Annotated in this window: 13 protein-coding genes and 1 riboswitch; of the genes, 5 read left to right on the plus strand and 8 right to left on the minus strand. The window is 33.2% G+C overall.

The features are described from left to right. Positions 1-44 precede the first annotated feature (44 nt). The gene (gene pta, locus EUBIFOR_RS05000; RefSeq protein ID WP_003864854.1) at positions 45-1016 is read right to left on the minus strand and encodes a phosphate acetyltransferase; all 972 of its coding nucleotides are present in this window, start codon (positions 1014-1016) and stop codon (positions 45-47) included. A gap of 254 nt (positions 1017-1270) precedes the next feature. On the opposite strand from pta, the gene EUBIFOR_RS05005 reads away from it, so the two are divergent. Together EUBIFOR_RS05005 and EUBIFOR_RS05010 are read left to right on the plus strand one after the other, a co-directional pair. Further along, positions 1271-2977, plus strand: a complete 1707-nt coding sequence (locus tag EUBIFOR_RS05005; protein WP_003864855.1) for an ABC transporter substrate-binding protein — start codon at positions 1271-1273, stop codon at positions 2975-2977. Positions 2978-3031: 54 nt separating this feature from the next. Beyond that, a riboswitch (THF riboswitch) is annotated at positions 3032-3129 on the plus strand. A gap of 69 nt (positions 3130-3198) precedes the next feature. After that, a complete protein-coding gene (locus tag EUBIFOR_RS05010) occupies positions 3199-3750 on the plus strand; it encodes a folate family ECF transporter S component (protein ID WP_003864856.1) in 552 nt (183 codons plus the stop codon). A 14-nt stretch (positions 3751-3764) separates the two neighbouring features. Here EUBIFOR_RS05010 and EUBIFOR_RS05015 read toward each other — a convergent pair whose 3' ends face one another. Genes EUBIFOR_RS05015 through EUBIFOR_RS05025 form a run of 3 tightly spaced genes read right to left on the minus strand, consistent with a single transcriptional unit; the run spans position 3765 to position 6084 of the window. Next, positions 3765-4382: a flavin reductase gene (locus EUBIFOR_RS05015; protein WP_003864857.1), complete on the minus strand. Its 618-nt coding sequence runs from the start codon at positions 4380-4382 to the stop codon at positions 3765-3767. 58 nt (positions 4383-4440) lie between these two features. Further along, on the minus strand, positions 4441-4872 hold the full coding sequence (locus tag EUBIFOR_RS05020; protein ID WP_003864858.1) for a MarR family winged helix-turn-helix transcriptional regulator: 432 nt from the start codon (positions 4870-4872) through the stop codon (positions 4441-4443). A gap of 51 nt (positions 4873-4923) precedes the next feature. After that, positions 4924-6084: a bifunctional folylpolyglutamate synthase/dihydrofolate synthase gene (locus EUBIFOR_RS05025; RefSeq protein WP_003864859.1), complete on the minus strand. Its 1161-nt coding sequence runs from the start codon at positions 6082-6084 to the stop codon at positions 4924-4926. A 36-nt stretch (positions 6085-6120) separates the two neighbouring features. Here EUBIFOR_RS05025 and EUBIFOR_RS05030 point away from each other — a divergent pair, with 36 nt between their 5' ends. Continuing rightward, the gene (locus tag EUBIFOR_RS05030; RefSeq protein ID WP_040466155.1) at positions 6121-6780 is read left to right on the plus strand and encodes a uracil-DNA glycosylase; all 660 of its coding nucleotides are present in this window, start codon (positions 6121-6123) and stop codon (positions 6778-6780) included. A 49-nt stretch (positions 6781-6829) separates the two neighbouring features. On the opposite strand, the gene EUBIFOR_RS05035 is transcribed toward EUBIFOR_RS05030, so the two are convergent. Further along, positions 6830-7684 carry a DegV family protein gene (locus EUBIFOR_RS05035; RefSeq protein ID WP_003864861.1) on the minus strand — a complete coding sequence of 285 codons (855 nt, stop codon included), beginning with the start codon at positions 7682-7684 and terminating at the stop codon, positions 6830-6832. A 2-nt stretch (positions 7685-7686) separates the two neighbouring features. Then, positions 7687-8547, minus strand: coding sequence for a DegV family protein (locus EUBIFOR_RS05040; protein ID WP_003864862.1), 861 nt, complete (start codon positions 8545-8547; stop codon positions 7687-7689). A gap of 90 nt (positions 8548-8637) precedes the next feature. On the opposite strand from EUBIFOR_RS05040, the gene EUBIFOR_RS05045 reads away from it, so the two are divergent. Next, positions 8638-9342: an ABC transporter ATP-binding protein gene (locus EUBIFOR_RS05045; RefSeq protein ID WP_003864863.1), complete on the plus strand. Its 705-nt coding sequence runs from the start codon at positions 8638-8640 to the stop codon at positions 9340-9342. A gap of 1 nt (position 9343) precedes the next feature. Further along, a complete protein-coding gene (locus EUBIFOR_RS05050; protein WP_003864864.1) occupies positions 9344-12583 on the plus strand; it encodes an FtsX-like permease family protein in 3240 nt (1079 codons plus the stop codon). Between the two features lie 51 nt (positions 12584-12634). Here EUBIFOR_RS05050 and pyk read toward each other — a convergent pair whose 3' ends face one another. Together pyk and pfkA are read right to left on the minus strand one after the other, a co-directional pair. Then, positions 12635-14047, minus strand: coding sequence for a pyruvate kinase (gene pyk / locus EUBIFOR_RS05055; RefSeq protein WP_003864865.1), 1413 nt, complete (start codon positions 14045-14047; stop codon positions 12635-12637). A 27-nt stretch (positions 14048-14074) separates the two neighbouring features. Then, a complete protein-coding gene (gene pfkA, locus EUBIFOR_RS05060; RefSeq protein ID WP_003864866.1) occupies positions 14075-15037 on the minus strand; it encodes a 6-phosphofructokinase in 963 nt (320 codons plus the stop codon). Positions 15038-15278 lie beyond the last annotated feature (241 nt).

Genomic DNA, 15278 nt, shown 5'->3' on the forward strand with positions numbered 1-15278 from the left:
AACCTCAATTGAGATTCTTTTATCAAAAAATATAATTATTTAAATTAGATATCCATATCTTTTTGAGCAGCAGTTACAATAGCCATCTTGTAGATTTCATCTGAAGTACATCCACGAGACAAGTCGTTGATTGGAGCATTCAATCCTTGTAAGATTGGTCCAACTGCTTCATATCCACCTAAACGAGCGGCAATTTTGTACCCAATATTTCCACTTGACAAGTTAGGGAAGATAAAAGTATTTGCATGTCCAGCAACTTTTGAATTAGGAGCTTTTAAACTAGCAACTTCTTCACTTACTGCACAGTCAAATTGCATTTCTCCATCGATATCGAAGTCAGCAATACGACGTAAACGATCGCTTGCTTCAGTCATCTTAGCAACACATTCACCTTTTGCACTACCCATTGTTGAATATGATAATAATGCAACTTTTGGTTCTACACCAAATTGACGAGCTGACTTAGCTGTTTGCATTGTGATTTCTACTAAATCATCTGTGTTTGGGTTGATGTTAATTGAGCAGTCACCCATGATCAATTGAGTTTCTTCTTTAATTAAAATGAAGCAAGAAGAAACTAATTTGTTTCCTGGAGCTGCTTTTACCAATTGTAATGCTGGACGTACAGTATCCGCTGTAGAATATGTAGCACCACCTAATAATCCATCAGCGTATCCCATTTGAACTAACATAGTTCCAAAATAGTTTGTGCTCTTCAAAGCTGTACGAACTTTTTCTTCGTCCATTTTACCACGACGTAACTCAACCATTTTACGAACCATTTCATCCATATGTTCGAAATTATTTGGATCAATTTGTTCGATTCCTTCAACATTTAAACTATTTTTTTGTGCACAACCAGCGATTTCTTCTGGAGTTCCTAATAATACTGGACAAACAACATCATTGTTTTTCAAATCAATAGCTGCCTTTTGTACACGTGGATCCCATCCTTCAGTGAATACAATACGTACTCCCTTTCCTTGGACCTTTTTTTCTAATTCATCAATAATCATAACTTTAACTACCTCTTTTCTATCAAAGTATAGTCCAAAAATGCTTTATTTACCACAAAAACAATGTGAACTTTTTCTCATAGTTTATTTATAAAATGTGTATACGATAAACAGCATATTGTTCATATATTATGTACATTATGTATGAAATGTAATTATTTTACATACAATTGAAAATTAATGTAAATTTGTCTTGCATTTCTTTCTGTAAAGTTTTACACTAATGACATCACAAGAAGGGATAGGTGCAAATTATGAAAACAAGTCACTATTTAAAGAAGGCCGGTGCCGTATGTATGGCAGCTGCAATGATGACTGGTTGTGCTAGTGGATCATCTGGTACAAATGGTAAAACATTGACAGTGGGCTTAAACACAGGTTTCAATGGAATTTTCTCTCCATTGTATTATCAAACTGTATATGATGATTACGTTATTGAAATGGTTTATCAAAGTATGTTGAGCTATGATCGTGATAATCAATTACAACCAGAACTTGCGACTGAACAACCAACAATAAGTGAGGATGGATCAACATTAACATTCAAATTGAAAAAAGGAGTGAAATTCTCTGATGGTTCTAAATTGGATGCAGACGATGTTGTATTGACATTTACAGCCATGGCTGACCCAAGCTATACTGGTCGTTTCTCAACATATGTTGATTACTTAGAAGGTTATAAAGAATATCACGAAGGAGATGCAAAAACTCTAAGTGGTGTTGAAAAAATCGACGATTACACAGTTGCTTTCCACTTGGCAACACCAAGAATCGATGCTATCAGTCAAGTTGGTACATTCCCAATCATCTCTAATTCACAATTCAAGAAATACAAAAAAGGTGATACAAAGATGTTTGAAGACAAGGCTAGTGAACCAATTGGTACTGGACCATATGTATTGAAAAACTTCCAAAAAGATTCAGCTGCCACATTTGTTAAGAATGATAAATTTAAAGCTGAAGATGGTGAATACCAAATTGATAACGTTGTAATGAAGATTTGTGATACTTCAACAGAACTTCAAGAACTTCAAAAAGGAACTGTTGACTTATTACCACAAGCTGATAATGCCGATAAAGTTGGTACTGCAAGCTTAGACAAAAACTTAACTTACAACAACTATGCATCAAGCTCAATGCAATACTTTATTTACAACTGTGAAGCTGGAGCCACTGCAGATCCTGCTGTACGTCAAGCATTAACTTATGCGATTGACCGTCAATCATTTGTTGATAGCTACTACTCATTCTCTAAAGGAAGTAAAGATGTTAAGAAAACTCAACCTGGTTTCGTTCCAGTATTAATGGCTAACCCAATTTCATCACAATTAGGTGATATCATTACTGGTAAAGAAAAAGATGACAACATGACTTACTATGATTATGAAATCGAAAAAGCTAAACAAATCTTAGACGATGCTGGTTGGACTGTTGGAAGTGATGGAAAACGTGAAAAAGATGGACAGAAATTAACTGTTCGTATGGTTTCTACAAAAGGTAAAGATCAATTAGACACAATGCTTCCAATGCTAGAAAAAGCTTGGGGCGAAGAACTTGGCGTTGATTTCAAAACAAACTTAAGTGAATTCAACACAATGGTTGCGACTGTTCAAGGTGATGATACAGTTAACGATTGGGAAGTATCTTACATGGGATGGCAATTTGGTTCAGGTGATGACACTGGTATCAACTTATTATGCCAAACTGGTCAAACAGATAACACATCTCGTTTATCAGATCCTGATCTAGATGCATTATTAGATACTGCATTACATACAACTGATCAAGCTGCAAGTACTGCTGCTTATAAAGAAGCCTATGAAAAGATTTCTGCTTTATGTCCATATGTAGCAATCAATGGTTTAAGCTACTATGATCTATACAACAAAAAGATCAAAAACTTAGATACAGCTGCATTGTATGACTTCGTTAAAGCGTTAGACAAAGCTACAATCGAATAACAATTCAAGAGATCTGTTGACAGATCTCTTTTTTATACATATAATTCAACTACATACAGAGTAAAAATATGTGCGTTAAGTGTCTTTAACACGGGGAGTTGGTTAAGGAACGAAAAGTTATTCTTGCGGTACATATTTTGCATCCCGCTGTTGTGATCGAAAAAAATTAAAGACTTTCTTTTTTTGTATCGCAATATGGAAAAAAGGAGGTCTTTTTATATATGAATCAATACTTTGTAATGTTAAAAGAAAATGCACGTTCCCTAAAAAATGTTCGTGTCATTGTTGGGGTAGCTTTATTTTTTGCCCTAAATGTTATTCTTAACTTGTTTGGATCCATCCAAATCACAAACCAGCTAAAATTAGGCTTTGCATCCATTGCGACAGCTGCTAGCTGCTTACTTTATGGACCCGTTCCAAACTTAGTGCTTGCACCATTATTAGATTTAGTCAATTACATGGTTAAACCTGTGGGTGCATATTATCCGATCTTTATGATTTCTACAATGGCAAGTGCATGTATTTTTTCAGCTTACTTCTATAACTGCGAAAAAATCACTTGGGTTCGCGTCATCTTATGTCGAATAACTTATGATGTAGTTGTCAGTTTATTCTTAAACACACTGTTTACATCTATGTTGTGGTCAACGCCATTTCTAGTTATTGCTGGCCCTAAATTAATCAAAAACTTAATTTCATTACCATTCCAAGTCGTTATTCTATATTTAGTGATGAAAACATGTATCCAGTTAAAGCCAAAGGTGAACCGTTAATCGGTCCACCTTTTTTACTGCAATTTAAACATCTCTTTTTTAGCCCCACAAACTGGACATACATAATCATCTGGTTCATTTTCAAAGTCATCTCCATCATATACATATCCACAAACACTACATACCCACTTTTCTTCTTTTCTGTATGTAGGTGCTTTTGCCGGTGCGCTTTGTTTTAAGACATTATGATAATACGCATAGGTCATTGGTTTACCAGAATCACCTTTTTTGGCATCAACGACTTTGGCCAAGAATACAAAGTGTGTTCCTGCATCCATCTGACTTTGTACTTCACACATCATGTATCCTAACGCATCATCTACAACTGGCAATTCCTTAAACAAATGATGATTCAACTTCGCCCACTTATCTTTATCTTTTCCTGTTTGAAAGCCTAAATCCGTAATCACTTGTGAATCTATTGTTTCAGGTAAGATTGATAAAGAAAAACACTTACTTTTTTCAATCAATGAACAAGTATAATTATCCTTATTCATACTCAAGGCAATGAGCGGTCCTATCGTTGAAACTTGAAATACAGTATTCACAATACAACCACATTCGCGCATGCCATCTTTTACGCCCACGGCATACATACCATAAGAAAGATCATACAAAACTGTGTTGTCCATAAGAACACCTCCCTTGTTACTATTATTGTAACAAGTTCAGCGGTTATATTCCATACAACTATTTACCTTCTTCAACACGTTTTTGTAATTTGTTCATTGTCTGCTTCAAACTTTTCATTTCTTCTACAGACACATCATAAAATAATGTTTTATTAATTTTTCCAATCTCTTCATCAATAATTTTTAAAACAGGTTGACACCTATCTGTTAATCGTAAATGATGTATTCGAGTATCTTTTCCATCTATACAAATACGAATTAGCCCTTTTTTCTCCAAAGAATCAACACTTCTAGAAATCAAAGTTTTTGAAACGCCTAATACAACTTTTAATTCTGTACTCGTTGTAATTGTTGAATTATTTTTTAAGATAATCAAAATAGAAATTTCATTTGGTGAAAAATTAAATTCTTGAAAACTATCTTTTATTTTTTTTGCATAATAATCTCTCATTTGATTGGATATACGCAAAAACTCCTCAATTGTAAACATATTATCGCTCCAACTCCAATAGAACAATTGTAAGCGCTAAAAAGGGGCGTGTCAAACATTGCCCCATTTTTCTAATACTTCTCCTACATAATAGAGAGAACCACATAATAAACTGTCTTCTTTTGTATCTAATAGTCTTGAAATCAACTCATCCACTGTAATAATTGGATACCCTAATTTTTCTAATGGATATAAACGTGCACTTGAAATTTCTACCAATGTAATATCTTTACTAATGGTTTGTAGAAGTTCAATCATGTGTGGTGCATCTTTCTCTTTCAATACAGAGAAATAAATTTTACCATGAAAGTTCTTTAATGCATGTATCAACGCAGTAATTCCATGTACATTATGTGCTCCATCCAACAAAACCAATGGAGCTTTTCTAAGAACCATAAATCGGCCTGCCCATTGAAAGTGATCAATGACTTCTTGTATTTCATTTTCTTCAAGCCAAATACCTAATACATTTAGTGTTTCCAAGGCAAGAGATAAATTTTTAGCTTGATACAATGGTGGATTCAAATGAAAGGTCATTCCATTCCATCTCAATACATCTGTTTCCTGGCAATCGATAAAACATAGTGGCGTATTCATATAATCGGCAACAAGTTCCATTACTTTTCGACATTCTGGTTTATCTTCCGTTGTCAAAGCAGGAACATTTGGTTTAAAAATACCTGATTTCTCATATGCAATCTGTTCAAAAGTATTCCCTAAGTATTCTGTATGATCGAGTCCAACATTGGTAATCAAACACGCTTGATAATCCAATGCCGTTGTCGCATCTAAACGCCCTCCCATTCCTGCTTCAATAATGCAGTAATCCACTTTTTGCTCTATAAAATAGGCAAGTGACATCCATAGATCCATTTCAAACATAGTCATTTTATGGAATGAGAATAACTCTTCATATTGATCATATATTCTTTCCCAATCAGCTAGTGAAATACATGTATCATTCACGCGTATTCTTTCTGTATGATGAATCAAATGAGGGGATGTAAATACACCTACTCTATATCCTTTTTTCATCAACAAATCTCTTAACCAAATTGATGTACTACCCTTTCCATTAGTTCCTGCAACCTGAATTTTTTTTAAGGCAGTATGATTTGGCATTGCATCTGTTAACCATTGTCTAAATTCTAATAAGTCGTGATTTTTTCCACGACAATTTTCCATTTTATTAATTTTATCTTGTACATTCATGATATTATTATATCACTAAAGAAAGAAGTGAATCACATGATTATGCATAATGACTGGGATCAATTGTTTGATCAAGAAATACAAAAAGATTATTTACAAAATTTACGCTACTTTTTAGCTAAAGAATATAAGACTAAAAACATTTATCCTGCAAAAGAGAATATTTTTGCAGCTTTTAAAACAACTTCATTAAAAGATACAAAAGTTGTTATTTTAGGACAAGATCCATATCATGGTCCAGGACAAGCTCAAGGTTACTCATTTAGTGTACCAAGCAACTTTCCTTTACCTCCATCTTTACAAAACATGTATAAAGAACTAGAAAATGAGTATCAAACTCCTGTACATCGCACGGGTGACTTAACGGACTGGGCTAAACAAGGTGTACTATTAATGAATACTATCCTTACGGTTGAAGAGCATAAGCCTTTATCTCACCAAGATATGGGATGGCAAAATTTTACGAATGAAGCTTTAAGATGGATCAATGAAAAGGATGGTCCTGTTGTTTTCTTATTGTGGGGTGCTAAGGCTATCCAAGCCAAAAAATTATTGACAAATCCAAAACATTTAATTCTTACAAGCCCGCATCCAAGTCCTTTAAGTGCTTATCGAGGTTTTTTTGGAAACAATCATTTTAAGCTTGCGAATGAATATCTAGTTAAAAACAATGAAACGCCTATCCAATGGATATAGGCGTTTTTCTTATAGTGCAAAAGAAAAAGAAGCATCATTCTTGATACTCCTAGTCTTTCATTTCATTAAACACTTGTAATGCTAAGCAGCCAAGTCCTGTATGGATTCCGACTGCACTGACTAAATCAATGACTTTGACTTTTGCTCCTTCAATTTGACTTTCAATCTTTTGTGCATATTCTTTTGCAGCATCTAATGCATCAACATGTGCAACAATAAATGTATAATTAGAATCTACATTCAGTTCTTTTAAATGTTTTATAACACGATCCTGGGCACGTTTCATTGTACGTACTTTATCTAATACATCCACTTTTCCATTTGTACTTTTACCAATATGCAAAATAGGTTTGATTTTCAATAAACCACCTAATGCAGCAGCCATCGGTGTCAATCTTCCACCACGTTTCATGTGATCTAAATCATCACACAACAACACAGTTTCACAACTATCCGCAATGCTTTGTAGTTTTTTTATAATTTCATCAATTGGAATGTTTGCTTCATACATCTTTTTAGCTGTCTCAATCATACATCCTTGTTCAACCGCTGTACAATAACAGTCAACACCTACAAATTTCATTTCTAATTGATTCGCAATCATTTCCATAGAATCTAATGTTCCGGATAATCCTCGACAAATAGGAACCGCAAAAATTGTGTCATATCCTTCATTTTTTAATTTTTCGAAACAATCTTGAATTTTACCTAAACTTGGTAAAGATGTTTTCAACACTTTTTTCTCATGTAATTTTTGAATCACTTCTGAATATGTAATTTCTGTATATTCATCTTTTGATTCACCATCACATGTAATTTGTAGAGGTAAGCAATAAATTCCTTTTTCTTCCCAATAGTCTGGATGCTGGCCTGTTCCGGTATCCGTTACAAATGCAATCTTCATGGCTAGGCCCCCTTTACTTTTTTCACAAATTGAACGCCTACAGCACCTAATCCTGTGTGTACTGCAATAACGGCATACATTGGATCTGTATGAATTTGAATGTCTTCGCCAAACACATCGTGTAGCTCATCAATCACCAATTGTGTACCTTCTTGATTTTCTCCGTTTAATACATAAAATTCATAATCTTGTGCATTCGCATCTTTTGAAATCACTTTAACAGCTTTTTTAATAGCTTTTGACATTGTTCTTACTTTATCAAAAACATCTACCTTACCTTCTGTATTTTTAGACACTTCTAGGATTGGTTTAATTTTTAACATACCTGCAAGCTTAGCAGCCATTGGAGTTAATCTTCCTCCTTTAGCTAAATGATCCAAATCTTCGGGAATCAAGAATCCTCTCGAATGTTCAACACTTTCCTTTAAACGTGAGATGATTTCTTCTGGATGTATTTTTTGTTCAACTAATTTTTGGGCAGATAACACTAAATATTTTTCCACACCTAAAGTTGTATATATATCTAATGTATGGATTTTAACTCCATGCCATTTACCAGATGCCTGTATTGCTTGATTTGTTCCTGATAAACCATTAGACAATGTAATTAAAATAACATCTGTAATGCCATCTTTTTTATATGATTCTAATAAAACCTCAATATCGCCTAATGGTGGCATGCTTGTTTGAGGCATAAAGCCTCTTTCTAAGAATGAATTTAATTCTTCTACTGTTAAATCCACCCCATCTAAATATGTTTTATCTTCTATTTGAACCTGTAAAGGTAAAAAATCAATTCCTAAATCGTTTGCTTCTTGTTTTGTTAATCCACAACCACTTTCTGTTAATACACGAATCTTCATTAAAACCCTCCTTTTATAAAATCATCCTAATCCTAACACGAAATATTAATTTTCTCAAATGTCTGATATAATTGGATTGAGGTGATTTATATGAGCGCTTTCATTTCTTTTGAAAATGTTAAAAAGACTTATCATATGGGAGAAATCGATATACATGCATTAGATGATGTAAGTTTTGAAATTGAACAAGGTGAGTTTGTGATCATTGCTGGCGCAAGTGGTGCTGGTAAAAGTACTATCCTAAATTTACTTGGTGGAATGGATACTGTCAGTGAAGGAAAAATCATCGTAGATGGTCGTGAAATCAGTTCTTATAAAGAAAAAGATATGACACTTTATCGAAGATATGATGTTGGATTTGTTTTTCAATTTTATAATTTAGTCCAAAACTTAACTCTTCGAGAAAATGTCGAGCTAGCAACACAAATTTGTAAGAAGCCACTTGATATTGATGAAACTATAGATCTTGTCGGATTAAAAGATAGAACTTACAATTTTCCGAGTCAGTTATCTGGTGGTGAACAACAACGTGTTGCGATTGCGAGAGCTTTGGCTAAAAATCCAAAACTTCTACTTTGCGATGAGCCTACAGGTGCTTTAGATTATCAAACTGGTAAACAAGTCCTTAAAGTTTTGCAAGATACATGTAAGACACAAAATAAAACAGTTATAGTAATTACCCACAACTTAGCATTAACACCAATGGGAGATAAGGTCATTAAAGTTCGTAGTGGAAAAATCGAAAGTATTACATATAATGAACGTCCAATGGATGTCAATGATATAGAGTATTAATATGCCTGCTACTTATTTAAAGGATATTTTCCGTGAAATTAAAATCTCCCTTGGCCGTTTTCTCTCTATCCTTTGTATCGTGGCGATTGGCGTTGCTTTTTTTGCAGGTATTAAAGCCAGTGCTCCAGATATGAAGAATAGTGCCGATACATATTTTGATAAATATAATGTTCAAGATATTCAAGTTTATTCTACAATCGGTCTAACAAAAAAAGATGTAGCTGCCATTAAGAAAATTAAGGGTGTTAAGTCTGTACAACCAAGCTTTTCAATGGATACATTATCTCAAATTGATTCCACGCAAATGGTTATAAAAGTCATTTCTTATGGAATTGATCAAAAGATGAATAAGATACGTGTGGTGGAAGGGCGAATGCCTGAAAGAGAAAATGAATGTTTGGTTGAAGCTAGTTCTGCAACGAATAAGCTATATGGAACTTTCCACATTGGAGATACTATCAAACTACAAAGTGGTACAGATGAAGCTTTATCCAAATCATTAAAACATACAAAGTTTAAAATTGTAGGTACTTGTTATAATCCGAATTACTTATCTTATGAAAAAGGTTCAAGTAATATTGGTTCTGGAACTGTAAACTCATTTATATATATTCAAAATACAAATGTTTTAAAAGATTATTATACAGAAGTGAATGTATGTGTAAAAGGCGCTAAAGATTTAGATTGTTATAGTGATGAATACTTTGATGTGGTTGATCCAGTATTAAAGAAGATCAAAAAGATTTCAAACAAACAAATCGATGCACGTATTCAATCTTATCAGTCTGAATTAGATGAAAAAAAGCAGGAAGCAACCGATAAATTTAAGGATGCTGAAAATCAATTCAATGATGCTCAAAATAAGATCGATTCTGGACTTTCTGAAATTCAAAGCAATGAATTAAAGCTACAGAATTCTAAAGATCAAATCAATCAAGGGTGGAATGAATATTATGCAAATTTACAATTATTAGATAATATTCCTACTTTACAAAATGCGATTGCTCAAATTGAAGAGAGTGAAAAAAAGCTACCTGAATTATTGAGTCAAAAAGAACAGGTTGAAAATGGTTTACAACAAATCAATGCCGAAGGTGATTTAAACACAAAGAGGACATTAATCCAAAATGCTATTGATTTTATTGATTTTGCACTTAAAAAATTAGAGAACTATCCTGATTCAAGTGATGCTGAAACCATAAGGATCAAATTAAATGAAAAGAAAGAACTACTTCAAGGACAACTATCTTTAATTGATCAAGCGATAGCTAAAAAAGCAGAGTTAGAAGCAATTCTACCTCAAATTCAGTCTGGAATTGAGCAAATTCAAGCTGGTGTTGCAAAAAAGGCTGAATTACAATCTCAACTTAATCAATTATTGAATGCGAAAAATGAATTGAATAATGCTTATGTATCATTAATTAATGGTCAAGCTCAATATGAGGATGGAGTATCTAAAATTGAAGATGCAAAAAATGAATTGAATAAAAGTATTGAGCAACTTACGTTATCAAAAGCGGAATTCAATATTCAAAAGCATGATGCTTTAAGAGAATTAAGTGATGCTCAATTAGAAATCGATAAAATGGAAGGTAAGTGGATCGTATTAGATCGCAACTCTCATTATTCTTATCGTGATTATGGTGCTTGTGCAGATCGTATGGATGGTATTGCCAAAGTATTCCCTGTATTCTTCTTCTTAGTAGCGGCCTTAGTTTGTATGACAACAATGACTAGAATGGTTGATGAACAAAGAAATGAAATGGGAACTTTAAAAGCTTTAGGCTACTCAAAGTTACAAATTGCTTCTAAGTATATCATATATGCCTTGATCGCTAGTATTTTAGGATCTATATTAGGATGTTCTTTAGGAATGTATTTGTTCCCAACCGTCATTTTCAACGCTTGGAACACATTATATAATATTGATCAAATTAAATTTTTATTTCAACCAGGACTTATATTATTAGCTAGTGGATCTGTTACAGGTATTACTTTACTGGCAACACTTTATTCTATTTATAGTGAATTGATTGAAATGCCTAGTCAATTGATGCGTCCTAAGGCTGCAAAAGCTGGTAAAAAGATTCTTTTAGAAAGAATTACATTTATATGGAAACGATTATCTTTCCTACAAAAAGTAACGGCTAGAAATATTTTCCGTTATAAAAAAAGATTCTTTATGACCATCATTGGTATTGCTGGATGCTCTGCATTACTAGTAGCTGGTTTTGGTATTAACGATAGTATTTCGGATATTGTTAATCAACAATATAATGTTATTTATCATTATGATGCAACAGTTTCTGCTAAAACGAGTGAAATTACTTCTCAAATAAAATCTTTAAAAGGCGTTAAAGATGTTTATGAAGAAGATCATCTTGCGGTAACTACAAAAATAGAAAACAAAGATATTTCAACTACAGTTCATATTATTTCCAATGACAAAAAATTTAAAGATTTCTGTACTTTATTTAACGGTAACAATGAATTCGATCTTGACGATTCTTCTGTATTGATTTCTCAAAAAATGGCTACAAAATTAAATAAGAAGGCTGGAGATACAATTAAAATTAAAGATGCGAATAATAAAGTCATAAAAGCTAAAATAAAAGGTGTATTTACGAATTATGTTGGTCACCATATTTATGCAAGTGAATCTTTATACAAGAGTTGGAATACAAACGCAAAAACAACGCATATTTACTTAATTAAATCTAAAAAAACAACTAAGAAGTTTGAACGTAACTTAGGTAATAAAATTATGAATATTGATGGTGTACAAAGTGTAACTTTCTATTCTTCTCTACAAAAAAACTTTAAAGATATGATCAAGAGTATTTCTTATATTGTTGTTGTTCTTGTTATTTCAGCTGCTTGTCTTGCCTTTGTAGTTCTGTATAACCTTAGCAATGTTAATATTTCAGAAAGAAAACGTGAAATTGCGACGATTAAAGTACTTGGATTTACTAGAAAAGAAGTAGATGCATATATCAATAGAGAAACAATTCTATTAACTATTTTAGGTTCATTGATTGGTTTAGGTATCGGTATTGGATTACATCACTTGATAATGAACTTGGCCGAGATGGATGATATTATGTTTGGTAGAACAATCAATTCAATATCTTATGTGATTAGTTTTGTAATGACGATTGGTTTCAATGCAATTATCAATTTGTGTATGCATAAAAAACTAAATAACATTCAAATGGTTGAATCATTAAAAGCTGTGGAATAACCCCACAGCTTTTTTGCACTAAAAAAAGCCCTCAAATGAGGGCAATGTTAACTAGATTTGTGCAATACGCATCATATTTGTGTTACCTGATCCTACCGGATATCCAGCAACAACAATGATGTGATCTCCTGTTTTGAATCCAGCTTGTAATGCTAAATTACGAGCTAAATCAATATCGTTTTCTTTTGTATTTTGAATATTTGAAACGACTGGAGTAACACCATTAACTGGTAATAAGCTGCGTTGCGTAACTTCGTCAAATGTAATACCTAAAATAGGAGCACATGGACGGAATTTAGCTAAACGACGAACTGTATTTCCACTTTGTGTAAATGCAATAATACATTTAACATCAATTGCCAATGCAGTATCAGCTACTGAAATACCAATAGCATCATTTAAAGTACGTTTACTTGATTTAACGTTAGCTTTTAAACGTTCTTTATAAGGAATCATTGGTTCAATTGCATTCGCAATCTTAGTCATTGTTTGAACACATTCAACTGGGTAATGACCTGCAGCTGATTCACCAGATAACATAATACAATCTGTTCCATCCATAATAGCGTTAGCTACGTCACTTGCTTCTGCACGTGTTGGACGAGGATTTTCCTGCATAGATTCTAACATGTGTGTTGCAGTGATAGCTGGTTTACCAATTTCATTCGCAACCGCAATCATACGTTTTTGATAAATAGGTACTAATTCTAAACTTACGTCTACACCTAAATCACCACGAGCAACCATTACTCCATCTGCAACCTCTAAGATTTCGCGGATGTTATCAAAACCTTCCTGGTTTTCAATTTTAGGGAAGATTTGAATCATATCTTTATTTTCATCAATTAAAATTTGACGAATTGCTAAAACATCATCTTTACGACGTGTAAAACTTGCTGCGATATAGTCAACATCCATTTTACATCCAAAACGAATGTCAGCTTCATCTTTTTCAGAAATAAATGGCATACTTAATTTAATGCCTGGCAAGTTACATCCCTTACGGCTCTTTAAGAAATGTGGGTTATTTACAACACCATGGATACGATCAGGAGTTACTTCTGTAAAAGTAACTTTCATTTTACCATCATCCATTAAAATGTAGTCACCAACTTGTACGTCATTGAATACTTCTGGACAACGTAATGTGAATCTTTCGTGGTTTCCCAAAACTTCTTCTTTAACTAAATCAATTTCATCACCTTCGGCAAATTCACATCCACCGTTTTCAAAATCACCTAAACGAATTTCTGGACCTTTAGTATCTAATAAAATTCCGATAGGTTTTCCTGTTTCTTTACTAACTTCACGAATACGTTTAACACGTTCTGCATGTTCTTCATAGTCTCCATGAGAGAAATTCAAACGTGCAATGTTCATTCCAGCTTCAACAAGTTTTGTTAAAACTTCTTTACTTTCACTAGCTGGACCAATAGTACAAATAATTTTTGTTTTTTTGCTCATTTTTTTGTCCTTCCTTTTTAATTTATCCTAAACCAAACGATCAAATAAGTTCATTAGTGGTTTACGAGATTCTTGTGGCATGCTTAATGCTTCTTCAATTGGATACGAAATAATTTTATTGTCTCTAATTGAGATACATTGTCCGCCAATGCCTTGCATCAATAAATCTACGGCTTTTTCGCCCATTTGTGATGCTAACAAACGATCAAATGGACATGGAGATCCTCCACGTTGAATATGGCCTAATACAGTAGCTCTACCTGAAAAACCTGTATTCAAACTTACTTTCTTTGCAAATTGATCGACATCAGTGATTTTTTCACTAATTACTACAATTGCATGCTTTTTCTTTTTGATAATATCAATATCTCTTAGACGATCTAAAACATCTTGTTCATCAAATCCAGTATCACTTGTTACTACAATTTCTGCTCCACAGGCAATACCAGACCATAATGCTAGGTCTCCACAACGATTTCCCATAACTTCAACAATAGAACAACGGTGATGTGAATTCGATGTATCTCTTAATTTATCGACGCATTCAACAACAGTTTCTAATGCTGTTTGGAATCCAATTGTGTAATCAGTACAAGTAATATCGTTATCGATAGTACCAGGCAAGCCGATACAGTTAATTCCCATTTCAGTTAAAGATAATGCACCACGATATGAACCATCTCCACCGATAACGACAACGGCTTCAATGCCTCTTTTCTTTAATTGAGCAATTGCTTTTTTTCTGACTTCGATATCTTTGAACTCAGGTAAACGGGCTGATCCTAAAATAGTACCGCCTCTATTTACAATATCTCCAACAGTTTCACGAGTTAATGGTTCAATATATCCTTCTACCATTCCTTTATAACCATTGTAAATACCAAATACTTCTAGGCCACTATTTAATCCAACGCGTGTAACCGCGCGTATTGCAGCATTCATTCCCGGTGAATCACCACCAGAAGTCAAAATACCAATTCTTTTAACCATAATATGTCCTCCATAGACTCATTATTAATCATCATAAATATACCACATAACGAATGTTTAAAAAAGGGAAAATTCACCTGAAAACGCTTTTAGGTAAAAAAGAATTATAGCTATATTAACATTTGTGAAATATTTGACATTTTGTTAACAATTACTAAAAACATGTGCTGTTATTTTAAGATGCATCTAATTATTTATGCAAGAAAAAAGCCAGGTCTAGTAAATAAAGACTTGGCTTTTG

The sequence above is a fragment of the Holdemanella biformis DSM 3989 genome (assembly GCF_000156655.1).
GTDB classification, from domain to species: Bacteria; Bacillota_I; Bacilli_A; order Erysipelotrichales; family Erysipelotrichaceae; genus Holdemanella; species Holdemanella biformis.